This window comes from Mycobacterium sp. IDUB_9, from assembly GCF_055419505.1.
The window spans coordinates 1551505-1568019 of sequence record NZ_JBVAXU010000001.1; the positions used below are offsets into that span (position 1 = coordinate 1551505).

18 protein-coding genes are annotated in these 16515 nt (G+C 68.1%); 13 read left to right on the top strand and 5 right to left on the bottom strand.

What is annotated here, in order from left to right; all coding sequences use genetic code 11:
• The first annotated feature begins 17 nt into the window (after positions 1-17).
• The 3 genes from ACZY08_RS07545 to ACZY08_RS07555 are packed head-to-tail and all read left to right on the top strand — an operon-like array spanning position 18 to position 1434.
• Positions 18-179, top strand: coding sequence for a DUF4177 domain-containing protein (locus ACZY08_RS07545; protein WP_075908995.1), 162 nt, complete (start codon positions 18-20; stop codon positions 177-179).
• Complete coding sequence (locus ACZY08_RS07550) at positions 176-631, top strand: RidA family protein (RefSeq protein ID WP_463743914.1); 456 nt, start codon at positions 176-178, stop codon at positions 629-631. The genes ACZY08_RS07545 and ACZY08_RS07550 overlap by 4 nt, the downstream gene beginning before the upstream one ends.
• A complete protein-coding gene (locus ACZY08_RS07555; protein ID WP_463743915.1) occupies positions 628-1434 on the top strand; it encodes an MBL fold metallo-hydrolase in 807 nt (268 codons plus the stop codon). The genes ACZY08_RS07550 and ACZY08_RS07555 overlap by 4 nt, the downstream gene beginning before the upstream one ends.
• Before the next feature lie 67 nt (positions 1435-1501).
• On the opposite strand, the gene crp is transcribed toward ACZY08_RS07555, so the two are convergent.
• Entirely contained in the window at positions 1502-2176 is a 675-nt protein-coding gene (gene crp, locus ACZY08_RS07560; RefSeq protein ID WP_003883807.1) for a cAMP-activated global transcriptional regulator CRP, read from the bottom strand.
• A 504-nt stretch (positions 2177-2680) separates the two neighbouring features.
• Here crp and nth point away from each other — a divergent pair.
• Genes nth through marP form a run of 4 tightly spaced genes read left to right on the top strand, consistent with a single transcriptional unit; the run spans position 2681 to position 6020 of the window.
• The gene (gene nth, locus ACZY08_RS07565) at positions 2681-3361 is read left to right on the top strand and encodes an endonuclease III (RefSeq protein WP_463744186.1); all 681 of its coding nucleotides are present in this window, start codon (positions 2681-2683) and stop codon (positions 3359-3361) included.
• 7 nt (positions 3362-3368) lie between these two features.
• Positions 3369-4022 carry a TlpA family protein disulfide reductase gene (locus tag ACZY08_RS07570; protein ID WP_463743916.1) on the top strand — a complete coding sequence of 218 codons (654 nt, stop codon included), beginning with the start codon at positions 3369-3371 and terminating at the stop codon, positions 4020-4022.
• 10 nt (positions 4023-4032) lie between these two features.
• Positions 4033-4818 carry an NUDIX hydrolase gene (locus ACZY08_RS07575; protein WP_463743917.1) on the top strand — a complete coding sequence of 262 codons (786 nt, stop codon included), beginning with the start codon at positions 4033-4035 and terminating at the stop codon, positions 4816-4818.
• 11 nt (positions 4819-4829) lie between these two features.
• Positions 4830-6020: an acid resistance serine protease MarP gene (gene marP, locus ACZY08_RS07580; protein WP_463743918.1), complete on the top strand. Its 1191-nt coding sequence runs from the start codon at positions 4830-4832 to the stop codon at positions 6018-6020.
• Here the strand turns inward: marP and ACZY08_RS07585 are convergent, their stop codons facing one another.
• Both ACZY08_RS07585 and ACZY08_RS07590 read right to left on the bottom strand, forming a co-directional pair.
• Positions 6021-7031, bottom strand: a complete 1011-nt coding sequence (locus ACZY08_RS07585) for an alpha/beta fold hydrolase (protein ID WP_463743919.1) — start codon at positions 7029-7031, stop codon at positions 6021-6023.
• Positions 7031-7537, bottom strand: a complete 507-nt coding sequence (locus ACZY08_RS07590) for a phage holin family protein (RefSeq protein WP_463743920.1) — start codon at positions 7535-7537, stop codon at positions 7031-7033. The genes ACZY08_RS07585 and ACZY08_RS07590 overlap by 1 nt, the downstream gene beginning before the upstream one ends.
• 156 nt (positions 7538-7693) lie before the next feature.
• On the opposite strand from ACZY08_RS07590, the gene ACZY08_RS07595 reads away from it, so the two are divergent.
• A complete protein-coding gene (locus ACZY08_RS07595; RefSeq protein WP_463744187.1) occupies positions 7694-8347 on the top strand; it encodes a S1 family peptidase in 654 nt (217 codons plus the stop codon).
• A gap of 15 nt (positions 8348-8362) precedes the next feature.
• Here ACZY08_RS07595 and acs read toward each other — a convergent pair whose 3' ends face one another.
• On the bottom strand, positions 8363-10324 hold the full coding sequence (gene acs, locus ACZY08_RS07600; RefSeq protein ID WP_463743921.1) for an acetate--CoA ligase: 1962 nt from the start codon (positions 10322-10324) through the stop codon (positions 8363-8365).
• A 126-nt stretch (positions 10325-10450) separates the two neighbouring features.
• On the opposite strand from acs, the gene ACZY08_RS07605 reads away from it, so the two are divergent.
• Complete coding sequence (locus ACZY08_RS07605) at positions 10451-11191, top strand: Fic family protein (RefSeq protein ID WP_463743922.1); 741 nt, start codon at positions 10451-10453, stop codon at positions 11189-11191.
• A gap of 427 nt (positions 11192-11618) precedes the next feature.
• Here the strand turns inward: ACZY08_RS07605 and ACZY08_RS07610 are convergent, their stop codons facing one another.
• The gene (locus tag ACZY08_RS07610) at positions 11619-12476 is read right to left on the bottom strand and encodes an HAD-IB family hydrolase (RefSeq protein ID WP_463743923.1); all 858 of its coding nucleotides are present in this window, start codon (positions 12474-12476) and stop codon (positions 11619-11621) included.
• Positions 12477-12896: 420 nt separating this feature from the next.
• Between ACZY08_RS07610 and ssd the strand changes: the two genes are divergently transcribed.
• Genes ssd through ACZY08_RS07630 form a run of 4 tightly spaced genes read left to right on the top strand, consistent with a single transcriptional unit; the run spans position 12897 to position 16493 of the window.
• Positions 12897-13976, top strand: coding sequence for a septum site-determining protein Ssd (ssd, locus tag ACZY08_RS07615; RefSeq protein WP_463743924.1), 1080 nt, complete (start codon positions 12897-12899; stop codon positions 13974-13976).
• Positions 13973-15133 (top strand): TadA family conjugal transfer-associated ATPase, encoded by a 1161-nt coding sequence (locus tag ACZY08_RS07620; protein ID WP_463743925.1) that lies wholly within the window; start codon positions 13973-13975, stop codon positions 15131-15133. Before ssd ends, ACZY08_RS07620 begins: the two co-directional genes overlap by 4 nt.
• Positions 15130-15915, top strand: coding sequence for a type II secretion system F family protein (locus ACZY08_RS07625; protein ID WP_463743926.1), 786 nt, complete (start codon positions 15130-15132; stop codon positions 15913-15915). The genes ACZY08_RS07620 and ACZY08_RS07625 overlap by 4 nt, the downstream gene beginning before the upstream one ends.
• Positions 15912-16493: a type II secretion system F family protein gene (locus tag ACZY08_RS07630; protein ID WP_463743927.1), complete on the top strand. Its 582-nt coding sequence runs from the start codon at positions 15912-15914 to the stop codon at positions 16491-16493. Before ACZY08_RS07625 ends, ACZY08_RS07630 begins: the two co-directional genes overlap by 4 nt.
• The last annotated feature ends 22 nt before the right edge of the window (positions 16494-16515 follow it).

Below are 16515 nucleotides of genomic sequence, written 5' to 3' on the forward strand. Positions count from 1 at the left end.
CCCGATAGGCTCGGGTCATGAGCGAACCAACCCGGTGGGAATACGCCACGGTGCCGTTGTTGACCCATGCGACCAAACAGATCCTCGATCAGTGGGGTCAGGACGGATGGGAGCTGGTGTCGGTGCTGCCGGGCCCGACCGGTGAGCAGCATGTCGCCTACTTGAAGCGGCCGAAATGACGGTCACCGCGAAGCTGGCCGAACTCGGGATCGAACTGCCCGACGTGGTCGCGCCGCTGGCCGCCTACGTGCCCGCGGTACGAACCGGCAACCTGGTCTACACCGCCGGTCAACTGCCGATCCAGGCCGGTGAGCTGCTGGCCACCGGCAAGGTTGGCGCGGACATCAGCCCGGAGCAGGGTCACGAACTGGCCCGGGTCTGCGGCCTCAACGCGTTGGCCGCCGTGCATGCGCTGGTCGGCATCGACTCCGTCGTCCGAATCATCAAGGTGACCGGGTTCGTCGCCTCCGCACCCGGATTCAGCGGACAACCCGGCGTCGTCAACGGCGCCTCCGAACTGTTCGGCGAGATCTTCGGCGAGGCGGGCGCTCATGCGCGTTCGGCCGTCGGCGTGTCGGAACTGCCGCGTAACGCGCCGGTCGAAGTCGAGATCATCGCCGAAACGGCGTGACGGCAGCCGAGCACCCGGCCTACGGGCTGTTGCGGCCGGTCATCGAAACGGATGCGGTGTCGGCTTCCGTACTCCTCTGCGACAACCCGGGGCTGATGACCTTGGAAGGCACCAACACGTGGGTCCTGCGCGGCCGGGGCAGCGACGAGATCGTCGTCGTCGACCCCGGTCCCGACGATGAGGCGCACATCGCCCGCATCGCCGAACTGGGCACCGTCGCGTTGGTATTGATCAGTCACAAGCACGAGGACCACACCGGCGGCATCGACAAGCTCGTGGACCTGACGGGCGCCACCGTCCGCTCGGTCGGTAGTGGCTTCCTGCGAGGCCTCGGCGGCCCGTTGAGCGACGGCGAGGTGATCGACGCGGCCGGTCTGCGGATCAAGGTGATGGCCACGCCCGGCCACACCGTCGACTCACTCAGCTTCGTGCTCGACGACGACAACGGACCAGGGGCGGTGCTGACCGCCGACACCGTGCTGGGCCGCGGCACGACCGTCATCGACACCGAGGACGGCAGCCTGCGTGACTACCTGGACTCGCTGCGCCGGCTGCAAGGCCTGGGCGCCCGCCCGGTACTTCCCGGCCACGGACCCGACCTTCCCGATCTTCATGCGGTGACCACGATGTACCTGGCGCACCGCGAGGAGCGGTTGGACCAGATCCGGGCAGCACTACGAGAACTCGGCGAGGACGCCTCGGCCCGTCAGGTCGTCGAGCACGTCTATACCGATGTCGACCAGAAACTTTGGGATGCCGCCGAGAAGTCGGTGCAGGCTCAGTTGGATTACCTGACGGCCTAGCGGACAGACAGAAAACTGCCCCTTTTCCAATGAAAAGGGGCAGTTTTGTGTCTGCTCGGCGGAGAGGCTAGCGCGCGCGGCGCGCCAACCTCTCGCTGTCGCTGATCAGGACGCTCTTGCCCTCCAGCCGGATCCAACCGCGGTGGGCGAAATCGGCCAGTGCCTTGTTGACGGTCTCGCGGGAAGCGCCGACGAGCTGGGCGATCTCTTCCTGCGTGAGATCGTGCGTGACGCGCAGCGCGCCGCCCTCCTGGGTTCCGAACCGCTGGGCCAGCTGCAGCAGCTGCTTGGCCACCCGGCCGGGAACGTCCGTGAAGATCAGGTCGGCCAGGTTGTTGTTGGTGCGGCGCAGACGACGCGCGAGCACCCGCAGCAGCTGCTCGGCGATCTCAGGACGGTCGGCGATCCACGCGCGCAGCGCGTCGCGGTCCATCGACACCGCGCGCACCTCGGTGATGGTGGTGGCGCTCGAGGTACGAGGCCCCGGGTCGAAGATCGACAGCTCACCGAACATGTCCGACGGCCCCATGATGGTCAGCAGGTTCTCCCGGCCGTCCGGTGAACGGCGGCCGATCTTCACCTTGCCGGAAATGATGATGTACAGGCGGTCGCCGGGCTCGCCCTCGGCGAAGACCGTATGCCCGCGCGGAAAGTCGACGGGCTGCAACTGCTTCGTCAGCGCCGAAACGGCGGTCGGTTCGACGCCCTGGAAGATTCCGGCCCTGGCCAGGATCTCGTCCACGTTGCCCCTTAAGCTATTGGGTGTGTTGTCCTCTTACTGATATTTCCTGCTCAGTCTAGAGGTACGCGGTTTCGCGACTAGCCCACGCTACACACGATTGACAGGTCGAGACGCAGGAAACCCGGTATTTATGGCCTGCGGTTCGTAGTAGCGCGTCGGCAAACGCTCACTCTCGACGTCGAGGAGCACCGGCTTGACCCGCGGCACGGCCGCCGCCGGCACGGGCTTTCGGTCCAAACCCGATTCCAGCCGCTCGAGCCCGAACGCCGCCAGCATGAGCAACCCCGGAATGAGCGCTACCAGCAACCACGACACAAGGCAGTAGTTAACACGGCGTAGGTCTCAGTGGGGTCACGAATCATCACCGGTCCGCGCAGGAGAATGTCCGGCGAGGTCAGTACGCTGATCGACGTGACTGAAGCTGCCGCCCCAACAGGGAAAACGCGCCGGTCCAAGAAGTGGGACACCGAAACCCACCTGGGCCTGGTTCGTCGGGCTCGACGGATGAATCGTGAACTCGCTCGGGCATTTCCACACGTCTACTGCGAGCTGGACTTCACCAATCCGCTGGAGCTGGCGGTCGCGACCATCTTGTCGGCACAGAGCACCGATAAACGGGTGAACCTGACGACGCCCGCCCTGTTCCTCAAATACCGCACGGCACTGGACTATGCGCAGGCCGATCGCACCGAGATGGAGGAGCTGATCCGGCCCACCGGGTTCTACCGGAACAAGACCAACTCGCTGATCCGGCTGGGCCAGGAGCTGGTGGCCCGGTTCGACGGCGAGGTGCCCGACAACATCGAGGACCTGGTGACGCTGCCCGGGGTGGGGCGCAAGACCGCCAACGTCATCCTGGGCAACGCCTTCGACATCCCCGGGATCACCGTCGACACCCATTTCGGACGGCTGGTGCGCCGCTGGCACTGGACCGCTGAGGAAGACCCGGTCAAGGTCGAGTTCGCGATCGGTGAGCTCATAGAACGCAAGGAATGGACCCTGCTCAGCCACCGGGTGATCTTCCACGGCCGCCGCGTCTGCCACGCCCGCAAGCCGGCATGCGGCGTGTGCGTACTGGCCAAGGACTGCCCGTCGTTCGGGCTCGGGCCCACCGATCCGCCCACAGCCGCCGCACTGGTCAAAGGTCCCGAAACCGAGCATCTGCTGGCGCTGGCCGGGCTGTGAACACACGATGAGTCGATCGGCCCGCTGGACCGTCGTGGTGCTGGTGATCCTGGTGGCGCTGGGCGCCGCGTTCTGGATGGAATTGCGTGACGAGCCCGCACCGCAGGCCGGGGCCGGGCAGTCCACGTCCCGTGATCACCGCGATGCCGATACGCCCGAGGCCCTGGCCGGCCCCCGGGCCCGCGCGGATCTGCCGCCGTGCCCCGGACCGGGGAACGGGGCCGGGCCCGATTCTGGGGCGCTGCGCGGCATCACCCTGGAATGCGCCGGTGACGGGAAGTCCGTGGATGTGGCCCGCGCGCTGGCCGGCCGGACCGTGGTGCTCAACCTCTGGGCGTACTGGTGCGGGCCATGTGCCGACGAGCTCCCGGCGATGGCCGCATACCAGCGTCGCGTCGGCGACGACGTGCTGGTCGTGACCGTGCACCAGGACGAGAACGAGACGGCGGCGCTGGTGCGTCTGGCCGAACTCGGAGTACGGCTGCCGACTCTGCAGGACGGTCGCCGACTGATCGCGGCCGCCCTCAAGGTGCCCAACGTCATGCCTGCGACGGTGGTGCTGCGCTCGGACGGTAGCGTGGCCGGGACCCTACCCCGATCCTTCGTGAGCGCCGACGAGATCGCGGCGGCGGTCGACGAGAAGATCCGCTCTAGCCGATAGGAGCACCGGGGTGAGATCGACGCGCGATGGGCTGTTCCCGGGTGCCGCTCCGGCCTGGCTCAAACCGCTGGTGGACAACCTCGACCGGGTGCCGGACGCCTACCGGCGACGGGTTCCCCCGGAAGTGCTGGCGGGCATCGTCGAAGCCAACAATCAAGCCGCCCAGGCCGGTGCGCGGCGCGACGCCGCAGTGCTGGTGCTGTTCTCCGGTCCGGCGGGCCCGTCCGGGGGCACGCCCGCGATCCTTCCCGAAGACGCCGACCTGCTCGTGACGGTCCGCGCCTCGACTCTGCGTCACCACGCCGGCCAGGCCGCGTTCCCCGGCGGGGCGACCGATCCCGGCGACGACGGGCCGGTGGGCACGGCCTTCCGTGAGGCGTGGGAAGAGACGGGCATCGACACCAGCCGGCTCGCCCCGTTGGCGACGCTGGAGAAGATGTTCATCCCGCCGTCCGGGTTCCATGTGGTCCCGGTGCTGGCCTACTCGCCCGACCCAGGGCCCGTCGCCGTGGTCAACGAATCCGAGACCGCCGTCGTCGCCCGGGTTCCGGTGCGCGCCTTCATCAACCCGGAGAACCGCCTCATGGTGTATCGGGAGGCCAACACCAGCCAGTTCGCCGGGCCCGCGTTCCTCCTCAACGAGATGTTGGTATGGGGTTTCACCGGCCAGGTCATCTCGGCGATTCTCGACGTCGCCGGTTGGGCCAAACCGTGGAACACCGACGACGTGCGCGGACTCGACGACGCAATGGCCCTTGTCGGGCATCACAACGGTTACGGTGAAGCCCAATGTTGAAGTGGATATAGATGACACCTTCGGTCTGGCTCGATTTCGCCATCCTCGGCATCGGGTTCGTCGCAGCCATCTCCGGCTGGCGTTCCGGCGCACTCGGCTCCCTGCTGTCCTTCATCGGGGTGGTGCTGGGTGCGGTGGCAGGCGTGCTGTTGGCACCGCACGTGATCCCTCACGTCAGCGGCGACCGCACCAAACTGTTCGCCACCCTGTTCCTCATCCTCGCCCTCGTGGTGATCGGTGAGATCGCCGGCGTGGTGCTGGGCCGTGCCGTGCGCGGCACCATCCGAAACCCCTTGTTCCGGGTGTTGGACTCGGCGGTCGGCGTCAGCCTGATGCTGGTCGCCGTCCTCGTCGCGTCCTGGTTGCTGGGTAGCCTGCTGACCTCCTCCGATCAGCCGAATCTCGCTGCGGCCGTGAAGAATTCGCGGGTGCTCACCGAGGTCGACAAGGTGGCGCCGGACTGGCTGCGCTCAGTGCCCAACCGATTGTCGGCGTTGTTGGACACCTCCGGGCTGCCCGATGTGCTCGAACCGTTCAGCCGCACCCCGATCGTCAACGTCGACGCCCCGGACGCCGCGCTGGCCACCGACCCGGTGGTGACGACCTCCCGGGCAAGTGTGGTCAAGATCCGCGGTGTCGCGCCGAGTTGCCAGAAGGTGCTTGAGGGCAGCGGGTTCGTGGTCGCCCCCAACCGAGTGATGTCCAACGCCCACGTGGTCGCCGGTGCGGACAGCGTCACCATCGAGGCCGACGGCAAGACCTACGACGCGGGCGTGGTGTCCTACGACCCCAACGCCGACATCTCCATCCTCGACGTTCCGGATCTGCCGATCACCCCGCTGCAGTTCGCCGAACAACCGGCTCCGAAGGGCACCGACGCCGTGGTGATGGGTTACCCGGGCGGCGGTGACTTCCTGGCCACCCCGGCCCGCGTGCGCGAGATCATCGAGCTCAACGGACCCGACATCTATCGCACCACCACCGTCACCCGTGAGGTCTACACGGTCAGGGGCACGGTGCGGCAAGGCAATTCGGGCGGGCCGATGATCAACCGGGCCGGCAAGGTGCTGGGTGTGGTGTTCGGTGCGGCAGTCGACGACGCCGACACCGGGTTCGTACTGACCGCCAAGGAAGTCGAACATCAGTTGGCCAAGATCGGCAACACCCAGCGCGTCGCGACCGGAACCTGCATCAACTCCTGATCAGTTGGCGTGCAGCTGGGCCAGGAACCGGCTCAGCTGCTCGTTGACCGCGTCCGGCTGTTCTTCATGGCCGAAATGCCCTGCGCCCGTGATCGATACGTACCGTCCATGCGGCGCATAGCGCTGCGTCCGGTGTACCGGGTCGGCAAGCACATACGGGTCGGCGTCACCGCGCATGTGCAGCACCGGCACGTTGACCGGACGCTTCATCGAGCGCATGAACCGTCGGCCCTCGCCGCGTAGTTGGCTGCGCACCGCCCACCGCTGGTACTCCAGTGCACAATGCGCGGCCCCCGGGATCTGGATGGCCTGACGCAGGTGGCCCATGGTGAGGGAGAAGTCTTGGCTGGTCTGCCATTTGGCTCCGGCCCGGCTACGGACCAGATGCTCCAACTCCGCGCCGTCGTGGCGGGTCAGCGCGTGTTCCGGCCACCCGGGCAGCTGGTAGCGCAGCATCGACGGCAACAGGGCGCGCCCCTGGTCACGACGGGTCAAGGTGGAGGCCCGCAGCGCCGCCGGGTGCGGCGAGCTGACGAGGGCGATCGCGTTGACCACACGCGGATGCAGCACCGCGGTCGCCCAGCACACCAGGCCACCGTCAGCGTGCCCCACCAGCGTCGCGGTCTTGTGCCCCAGTGCGCGCACCAGCCCGGCGGTGTCCCCGGCCAGGGTCCAGCCGTCGTAACCGCGAGGCGGTTTGTCACTGTCGCCGTAGCCGCGAAGGTCGACCGCCACCACCCGGGCGCCGGTCAGCCCGGTGAGTTGGTGACGCCACGACCACCAGAACGAGCCGAAACCGTGCAGCAGAATGACCAGCGGGCGGTCCGCCTGAGAGAGCTCACCGGCCTCGCCCTCTCTCACACGGTCGGGCTGCGAGCGCTCGCCCTCTTTCACACGGTCGGGCTGCGAGCGCTCGCCCTCCACCAAATGAAACCGAATACCGTTGGCGTGCACCTGCAGATGCCGCCACGGCCCCTCGATCCTGGCGACCGACGGGGCGGGTGGAGCCATTACCAGCCTGACGGGTCGGAGGCCGGTGTGGTCTGGATAGCGGGCAGCGCGGCCTTGTCATGGCCGGGCGTCAGTGCCTCGCGCGTCTCCTTGACCGATTCGATGGTCTGTTGCGGGCCCTTGATCCGTCGCACCTTCAGGAAGCCGAACACCGCAAGCGCACCGGTGGTCAGCACCATCAGGCCGAACACGATCAGGAAAGCCACCCAGCGCCACAGCCAGGTGTCCAGCAGCTCGGCCAGGAAGAAGAAGAAAAAGAAGGTCGAGTAGAACAGGACCACCAGGGCAGCGATGAAGAACACGCTGCCGGTCAGGCCCTTCTTCACATCCCGGGTGATCTCGGCCTTGGCCAGCTCCACCTCGGCGCGCAGCAGGGTGGAGACCTGCGCGGTGGCGTCCTTGACCAGGTCACCGATCGAGGGGTCCGGCTTGGGGGCATGCGGGTCGACGAGCGGAATCGAGGTCACCGTCGTCGGAACGCCGTCCCTGCGGTCGCCAGTGCTCATGGCGTTCATGTTGCCATGCGGCGAAGCCGTTAACGATCCCGGCCGACATCCGGCTCTTAGTAGACTGACCCCATTCTTGAGTTGCGCGGGTCGGGCGCGTCGATCGGAGGACACTTGACGAGCAGACACCGCTGGCAGTTGCACATTGGTGCGCCGATCATCGCCCTCCTTGCGTTGTTGACTTCGGCCCCTGCACACGCTGATCCGCCGGTGGTACTGGGTGGTGGCTCGGGGATCGTCGTCAACGGCGACGCGTTCTGCACCCTCACAGCGATCGGGCACGACAACGCCGGCCGGCTCATCGGCTTCACCTCGGCACACTGCGGCGGGCCGGGTGCCACTGTGTCGGCTGAAGGTGCCGACAGCGCCGGAGTGGTGGGCACGATGGTGGCCGGCAATGAGGGGCTGGACTACGCCGTCATCCAGTTCGATCCGGCCAAGGTGACGCCGACCAACAACGTCAACGGTTTCCAGATCGACGGGCTCGGGCCGGACCCGGCGTTCGGTGAAGTGGCCTGCAAGCTCGGCCGAACCACCGGCTATTCGTGTGGCGTCACCTGGGGTCCGGGCAAGGACCCGGGCACCATCGTCAACCAGGTGTGCGGCCAGCCGGGAGACTCGGGCGCGCCCGTCACGGTCAACAACCGGCTGGTCGGCATGATCCACGGCGCCTACAGCGAGGAATTGCCCACCTGCGTGGTGAAGTTCGTGCCCCTTCACACGCCCGCAGTGACGATGTCGTTCAACACGCAACTGGCCGACATCACCGCCAAGAACCGACCGGGAACGGGTTTCGTCCCGATTCCGTGATCCCGCTCGGCAGAGTTACTTGCCGGCGCGGATCGCCTCGAACACGCTCGGGTCGACCAGGGTTGAGGTGTCACCGAGTTCGCGGCCCTCGGCCACATCGCGCAGCAGCCGGCGCATGATCTTGCCGCTGCGGGTCTTCGGCAGCTCGGGCACCACGTGGATCTCTCGCGGCTTGGCGATCGGGGATATCTCGGTGGCCACCTGGGCGCGCAGTTCCTCGATCATGGTGTCGGCCCCGCCGTGCGCGGAGGCTTTGAGGATGACGAACGCGCAGATCGCCTGTCCGGTGGTGTCGTCGCTGGCGCCGACCACGGCCGCTTCGGCTACCCCGGAGTGGCCGACCAGAGCTGATTCCACCTCGGCGGTCGAGATGCGGTGCCCGGAGATGTTCATGACATCGTCGATGCGGCCCAGTACCCAGATGTTGCCGTCGGCGTCATAGCGGGCGCCGTCACCGGCGAAGTACCAGCCCTGTTCGGAAAAGCGTGACCAGTAGGTGTCTTTGAACCGCTGGGGATCGCCCCAGATGCCGCGCAGCATCGCCGGCCACGGCTTGTCCAGCACCAGGTAGCCGGTGACGTGCTCGGCTTCGTCGGCGCCGGGCACCAGCTCGTTGCCGTCGTCGTCGACGATCTTGGCCGAGATGCCGGGCAGCGGGGTCATCGCCGAGCCGGGCTTGGCCGCGGTGACACCGGGCAACGGGGAGATCATGATCGCGCCCGTCTCGGTCTGCCACCAGGTGTCCACGATCGGAGTCTTGTTGGCGCCGATGACTTCCCGGTACCAGCGCCAGGCCTCCGGGTTGATCGGCTCGCCCACCGAACCCAGCAGCCGCAGGCTGGACAGATTGTGGTCGGCCGGGATCTGCCGGCCCAGCTTCATGAAGGTGCGAATCAACGTGGGCGCGGTGTAATAGATTGTGACGCCGTACTTTTCGATGATCTCGAAGTGACGGTGCTCGGTCGGCGAGGTGGGGGTGCCCTCATAGACCACCTGGGTCGCGCCGTTGGCCAGCGGGCCATAGGTGATGTAGGTGTGGCCGGTGACCCAGCCGATGTCGGCGGTGCACCAGTACACGTCGGTCTCGGGCTTGAGGTCGAACACGTTGTAGTGGGTGTAGGCCGCCTGGGTCAGGTAGCCGCCCGAGGTGTGCACGATTCCCTTGGGCTTGCCCGTGGTGCCGGAGGTGTACAGCAAAAACAGCGGCTGTTCGGAGTCGAATGCTTCCGGGGTGTGTTCGGCCGACGCCTTGTCGACGGTCTCGTGCCACCACAGGTCGCGACCCTCGGTCCAGTTCACGTCGATGCCGGTGCGGCGCACCACCAGCACATGCTCGACGGACGGCTGGTCCGAGACGGCATCGTCGACGGCGTCTTTGAGCGAGGCGGCCTTACCGCGCCGGTACTGGCCGTCGGTGGTGATGACGAGCTTGGCCTGCGCGTCCTCAACCCGCGCCTTGAGAGCCGACGCTGAGAACCCGGCGAACACGACGCTGTGCATGGCGCCCAGGCGCGCGCACGCCAGCATCGCCACGATCGCCTCGGGCACCATCGGCATGTAGATCGCGACGCGGTCGCCGGCGGTCAGGCCGAGGGCGGCCAGCGCATTGGCGGCCTTGCTGACTTCGTCCTTGAGTTGGGCGTAGGTGATGTCGCGGGCGTCGCCGACCGGCTCGCCCTCCCAGTGGATCGCGACCCGGTCGCCATTGCCCGCCTCGACGTGACGATCCACGCAGTTGTAGGCCACGTTGAGCTTGCCGCCGGTGAACCACTTCGCGAACGGAGCCTCCGACCAGTCCAGCACCTCGGTGAACGGGGTCTGCCAGCTCAGCCGGTTGGCCTGGGCAGCCCAAAACGCCAGCCGGTCCTTCTCGGCCTCGGCGTACAACTCGCCCGTCGCGTTGGCATTGGCCGCGAAATCGGCAGGCGGCGGATAGGCTGACGGAACTTCGATAGGCGTCGCTGGCGCGTTTGACATGGGTGTGAGCGTAGTCACCAAACGTTGCACCGGCGTTGGGACGTCACAAGATGCCGGGTGGGCGGCGGTCCTGATGCGCCCAACGGTCGGCGTGACGGAGTTCAGCGGTCCGCTAGCGTTTCGCGTATGACCGATCCACTCGCACCGCTGGTCGACCTGCCCGGTGTTTCTGCGGCCAGCGACGAGGCGCGTGAGGCCCTGGGCCGGGCGCATCGACACAAGTTCAATCTGCGCGGCTGGCCGCAGACGGCGTCCGAGGCCGCCATGCGTGCGGCGCGGGCCTCCGCAGTGCTCGACGGCGGGGCCCTGCAGTTGTCCGCCGACGGTGAACCCGATTCGGTGACCGCAGGCGCCATCCGCGTCGCCGAGGCGCTGGAAGGTGGCGCTACCTCGCTTGTCGGTGTGTGGCAGCGGGCGCCGATGCAGGCGCTGGCCCGGCTGCACGCGTTGGCCGCGGCCGACCTCACCGATGACGAGCATCTGGGCCGGCCACGGACCGACCCCGACGTCGGACGCCGCCTCGAGCTGCTGACCGAGATCGTGGCCGGCGGCTCCAAGGTGCCTGCTCCGGTGCTGGCCGCGGTCGCCCATGGCGAACTCCTCACCCTGGCTCCATTTGGGACCGCCGACGGGGTGGTGGCACGCGCGGTGTCGCGCCTGGTGACCATCGCCAGCGGGCTGGATCCGCACGGTCTTGGTGTCCCCGAGGTGCACTGGATGCGGAAGTCGGGGGAGTACCGGGCTGCTGCACGGGGATTCGCCTCCGGGACAGCGGACGGGCTGACCGCGTGGCTGCTGCTCAGCAGTGAGGCACTGAAGGGCGGTGCGCGCGAGGCGTTGCAGATCGCCCAGTCGGCGGCAGGCTGAGGCTGCCGCTCGAACTACTGGCAGCAAACGAAAGCGGGCGACGGTCCGAAACAGTGTCTCGGCTCGTCGCCCGCTAGCACGGATACCGGTTACCAAGCGTGCCAACGTGGGTTGCGTGGGTGGCCTCGGCGTCCTTGCGATGCGCTTCGGCTGCAACCCTACCCAAAGGGCCGTCGTGGCCGTCCGCTCCTCGCAATCACGCAGGCCCGCAACACTTTTGCCTATTCCGCGGCATGTGCTCCGCGTGGGTGCCGGACCCGTGCTAGGGAGCCTGGTTCGGGAGATTTAGCCTTCTCTTCCGGCTACACCTTGGCCTCATCCAAGCTTCCGTGGTTCCTTTGTACTACGTGACCACGGTCACAGCAAGGGTGAAATGCACCCGAGTTCCGATCGTTACGCCTGGGTTTCAGCTACTACATGCAGTAGCTCAGGAAGTGAAGCGGCGCAGCAGCGAGTACGTCAGGGCGCCGGCCGCCAAGGCGCTGATGCCGACGGCCGCGGTGGTGGCGACAGCGGCCCCCGACGGCGCCGGGAACCGGTCGCGCAACGACACCGGCCGGGTGAAGGTCAACACCGGCCAGCCGCGTGAAGCGGCCTCCTTGCGCAGTCCCCGGTCGGGATTCACCGCGGTGGGGTGGCCCACCGATTCGAGCATCGGAACGTCGGTGATCGAATCCGAGTAGGCGTAACAGTGGTCGAGGGAGTAGCCCTCACGTGCGGCCAGAGCGCGGATCGCCTCGACCTTGCCCTCGCCGTAGCAGTAGAACGCGATCTCGCCGGTGTACCGACCCTCTTCGACCACCATCCGGGTGGCCATCGCATGGGTGGCGCCCAACGCCCTGGCAATCGGCGCGACGATCTCCTCGCCCGAGGCCGAAACCACCACGACGTCGCGGCCACACAGCTTGTGGTCGGCGATCAGCTCGGCGGCCTCGGCGAACACCAGGGGGTCGACGATGTCATGCAAGGTCTCGCCGACGATCGACTTGACCTGCTCGACATCCCAACCGGTGCACATGTTGGTGATGTAGCTGCGCATCCGGTCCATCTGATCGTGGTCGGCACCGGACATCAGGAACAGAAACTGGGCGTACGTCGACTTGAGAACGGTGCGCCGGTTCAGCAGACCCTGATTGAAGAAAGGTTTGCTGAAAGCGAGTGTGCTGGACTTGGCGATGACGGTCTTGTCGAGGTCGAAAAAGGCCGCTGTGCGTACCGGCCGACCGTCGAGCGGCCCGGATTGCTGTGCGATCAATTCCCCGGCAGCCCGATCGGATGCGGTCACAAGCGCCAGCATAGAGGCACGTGCGACCAGTTATCCGACCGGCAACGCAAAATGGCAGTTCAAGACACATTCTTTCGGACGGTGATTGCCGGATCACCGCGGTAGCCCGCAGCGGTGTCTCTTGCATGTTTTGGCAGTTCCGTGTGTATAGTGAGCATTACTCGGCTTATGCCGAGGGTGTATCAGCCCGACCCCCCGGGGCTGATACACGACGACCTCCGCCTCCTCCCCCCCTGGCGGGGGTCGTCCCTTTTCTGGGGGGAAAATTCTTCCCGGCCCGGCCTCGGTGGTTGCGGAATAGCATTTTCAGCGTGTCGCCCGGCGTGTTCTGCGCTCGGGATTGATCCACAGCGCGCAATTCATCCACAATCCGTGAATTGGTGATGGTGCCGACCCCGTCGTTGCCCGCAGGGTGGGCACATGGCCACTCCGATCGCCTCGATCACCCCGTCCGGCACCGTGCTGGCGCTGATCGGCGACCCCCAGCTGCGTGAGGACGTGTCCCGGGTGGCCGCTGCCGCGGGCGTCGGGCTCGTCGTCCTCGACGACCCGTCCGGGCGCAAGGCCTGGACGGCTGCCGCCGCGGTGCTGCTCGATGCCGCGGCCGCCCTGCGGTGCGCCGCCCGGGGGCTGCCCCGTCGCACCCGGGTGGTCCTCGTCGGTCGTGACGACCCGCGGCCCGACGACTGGCAGGCCGCCATCTCGGTCGGCGCACAACACGTGGTGACACTGCCGGCCCAGGACGCCGACCTGGTGGCGGCCCTGTCCGAGGCGGCCTGCTGCGACGACGGCGGTCGCGGCCCCGCGGTGGCAGTGGTGAGCGCAAGAGGCGGTGCCGGGGCATCGGTGTTCGCGGTGGCTCTGGCTCAATCGGCGCCGGCCGCGTTACTGATCGAGGCCGACCCGTGGAGTGGGGGGATCGACCTGGTGGCGGGCAGTGAGCACCTTGCCGGCCTGCGTTGGCCGGACCTGGCCCTGCAAGGCGGGCGGTTGGGCTATCCGGCACTGCGCGACGCGCTGCCCTGCCGTGACGGGGTCAGCGTGCTCTCCAGCGGGCGCTCGGGAGCCGATATCGAGGCCGGGCCGGTGGCGGCGGTCATCGAGGCGGGGTGCCGGGGCGGCGTCACGGTGGTGTGCGATGTGCCGCGGCGCGCCACGGAGGCGGCCGAAACCGCTTTGAACGCAGCAGATCTCGTGGTGCTGGTGACACCGGCCGACGTGCGGTCGTGTACCGCCGCAGCTGCCGCACGGCCGTGGGTGCTGGCCTGCAACCCGAATGCCGGTGTGGTGGTGCGCGGCCCGTCACCGGGCGGGCTGCGGGCGGCCGAGGTGGCCCGCATCGTGGACCTGCCGCTGCTCGCTGCGATGCGACCACAGGCCGGTATCGCCGAGGTGTTGGAGCGTGGCGGCCTACGGGTGCGGTCACGATCGCCACTCGGCTCGGCGGCGCGGCGGGTGCTGTCGGTCCTGGCCCGGCACCCGGTGCAGGAGCCGGCGTGAACACCTCGCTGATCGACCGGGTACGCGAACGGCTGGTGGCCGAAGCCTCTCCACTCAGCCCCGGCGTGGTGGCCGCGGCGATCCGGGCGGAGTCCGGCGGCCTCCTCGGAGATACCGAGGTGCTGAGCAATCTGCGGCTGTTGGAGACCGAACTGACCGGGGCCGGCGTCCTGGAACCACTGTTGTGCGCACCGACCACCACCGATGTTCTCGTCACCGCCCCCGACGCGGTGTGGGTGGACGACGACAGCGGGTTGCACCGCAGCGCAGTGTGTTTCCCCGACGAGAGCGCGGTCCGCAGGCTGGCCCAACGGTTGGCGCTGCTGGCCGGGCGCCGTCTCGACGAGGCACAGCCCTGGGTGGACGGTCAACTCTGCGGCATCGGCCCGTTCACCGTGCGGCTCCATGCGGTGCTGCCTCCGGTGGCGTCCGAGGGAACCTGCCTGTCGCTGCGGGTGTTGCGCCCGGCCACTCAGAACCTCGACACCCTCACCCGTTCCGGCGCGATCCCTGCACACGCTGCCGATCTGGTGCGGGCGATCATCCGGGCGCGGTTGGCATTCCTGATCTCGGGCGGCACCGGCTGCGGTAAGACCACTCTCCTGGCCGCGGCACTCGGTGCCGTTCCCGCCCACGAACGCATCGTGTGTGTCGAGGACGCCGCGGAACTGGCTCCGCCGCATCCCCATCTGGTCAAGCTGGTGGCCCGGGGCGCCAACATCGAGGGCGTCGGTGAGGTCACCGTGCGCGATCTGGTCAGGCAGGCGTTGCGGATGCGCCCAGACCGCATCGTCGTCGGCGAGGTTCGCGGAGCCGAGGTGGTGGATCTGCTGGCCGCGCTCAACACCGGGCATGACGGCGGGGCGGGCACCGTGCATGCCAACAACCCGGCCGAAGTTCCGGCCCGGCTGGAGGCCCTCGGCGCACTCGGCGGTCTGGACCGTGCGGCGCTGATCAGTCAGTTGGCCGCCGCCGTGCAGGTGCTGCTGCATGTCGGGCGTGACGGCGCCGGGCGGCGCAGGCTCGCCGAGATCGCGGTCCTACGCCGATCGACCCGGGGTGATCTGGAGGTGGTCACTGCCTGGCACATCGACACCGGGTTGGGCTGCGGCGCAGAGACTCTCCATGGTCTCGTCGAACAGCGGGTGTCGCCGTGACGGCGAGTGCACTGGCGTTGGCTGCCGCGCTTCTGCTGTGGCCGGCCACGCCCCGGCGGGCGGCCGCGCTCCGGCGAACGGATGCGCCGGGTCAGCGTCGACTGCGCGCAGCACCCGTCGTCGTGGTGCTGGGAGTCGTTCTGGCCTGGCTGGTTTCACTGCCGCCCGCCGTGGCCACGGCTCTGGTGTCCGGGACGGTCGTGGTACGCCGCAGGCGTCGCGCTGCACTGCGGCAGCGGCAACAGGAATCCGCGGCGCTGCAGGCCGCGTTGGACGTGTTGGTGGGTGAACTTCGCACCGGAGTGCATCCCGTCAACGCCTTCGGCACCGCGGCCGGCGAGGTGACCGGACCGGTACGCCGGGGCATGGGAGCAGTCGCCGCACGGGCCCGCCTGGGCGCCGATGTCGCGGCCGGTCTCGAAGATGTCGCGGCGGCGTCGCAATTGCCGATGCACTGGGAACGGCTCGCGGTCTGCTGGCGGCTGGCCCACGCATACGGACTCTCGATCGCCACCCTGATGCGCACCGCGCAGCGCGACATCGTTGAGCGCGAACGCTTTTCCAGTCATGTCGAAGCGGCGATGGCGGGCCCGCGGGCGACGGCGGCCGTGCTGGCCGGGCTGCCCGTGGCCGGGATTGCACTGGGTCAGCTGATCGGCGCGCAGCCCCTGGCGTTTCTGTGCGGCCCGGGCGCGGGTGGTTGGCTGCTGGTCATCGGAGCGCTGCTGGCCTGTGCCGGACTGATGTGGTCGGATCAGATCACCGAGAAGGCATTGAGATGAGCTGGGCGGCACTGCTTCTCGCTGCTGCACTGCTGATCGGTGCAGATCCGGGCCAGGTGCGATCCCGCGCCGCACCCGCACCGGTGACAAGGGCAAACCCCCGAAGCCGGCGCACCGATGACCCGCTCGCTGCGGCCTCGACATTCGACTTGTTCTCCGCATGCCTGGCTGCGGGGATGGCGGTGTCGACCGCGGCTGCGGCCGCCACCCCATCGGCCCCACCGTCACTGGCGCCGATGCTGCGGCGCGCAGCCGAGCTCCTCGCGCTCGGGGCGGACCCGGCCCGAGCCTGGTCCGGCAGCACTGACGCGGTACCGCAGGACAAAAATGCCGAGGCACTGTTGCGGCTGGCTCGTCGGTCGGCCGCCTCGGGCAGCGCCTTGGCCGACGGGGTGGCCGAGTTGGCTGCCCAGGCCCGACACGATGCCATCGCCGCGGCCGATGCGGTGGCAGAACGTGCCTCGGTACTGGTCGCCGGGCCGTTGGGGCTGTGTTATCTGCCGGCGTTCCTGTGCCTCGGTGTCATCCCGGTAGTCGCCGGTTTGGCCGGTGATGTGCTGGGTTCGGGTTTGTTGTGATTACACATCGCAGAGGGAGGAA

Bases quoted from the DNA above. Each gene is read 5' to 3' on its own strand.
- ACZY08_RS07545 (WP_075908995.1), top strand. From the start codon at position 18: ATGAGCGAACCAACCCGGTGGGAATACGCCACGGTGCCGTTGTTGACC.
- ACZY08_RS07550 (WP_463743914.1), top strand. From the start codon at position 176: ATGACGGTCACCGCGAAGCTGGCCGAACTCGGGATCGAACTGCCCGAC.
- nth (WP_463744186.1), top strand. From the start codon at position 2,681: ATGAATCGTGAACTCGCTCGGGCATTTCCACACGTCTACTGCGAGCTG.
- ACZY08_RS07570 (WP_463743916.1), top strand. From the start codon at position 3,369: ATGAGTCGATCGGCCCGCTGGACCGTCGTGGTGCTGGTGATCCTGGTG.
- marP (WP_463743918.1), top strand. From the start codon at position 4,830: ATGACACCTTCGGTCTGGCTCGATTTCGCCATCCTCGGCATCGGGTTC.
- ACZY08_RS07585 (WP_463743919.1), bottom strand. From the start codon at position 7,031: ATGGCTCCACCCGCCCCGTCGGTCGCCAGGATCGAGGGGCCGTGGCGG.
- ACZY08_RS07590 (WP_463743920.1), bottom strand. From the start codon at position 7,537: ATGAGCACTGGCGACCGCAGGGACGGCGTTCCGACGACGGTGACCTCG.
- acs (WP_463743921.1), bottom strand. From the start codon at position 10,324: ATGTCAAACGCGCCAGCGACGCCTATCGAAGTTCCGTCAGCCTATCCG.
- ACZY08_RS07605 (WP_463743922.1), top strand. From the start codon at position 10,451: ATGACCGATCCACTCGCACCGCTGGTCGACCTGCCCGGTGTTTCTGCG.
- ssd (WP_463743924.1), top strand. From the start codon at position 12,897: ATGGCCACTCCGATCGCCTCGATCACCCCGTCCGGCACCGTGCTGGCG.
- ACZY08_RS07630 (WP_463743927.1), top strand. From the start codon at position 15,912: ATGAGCTGGGCGGCACTGCTTCTCGCTGCTGCACTGCTGATCGGTGCA.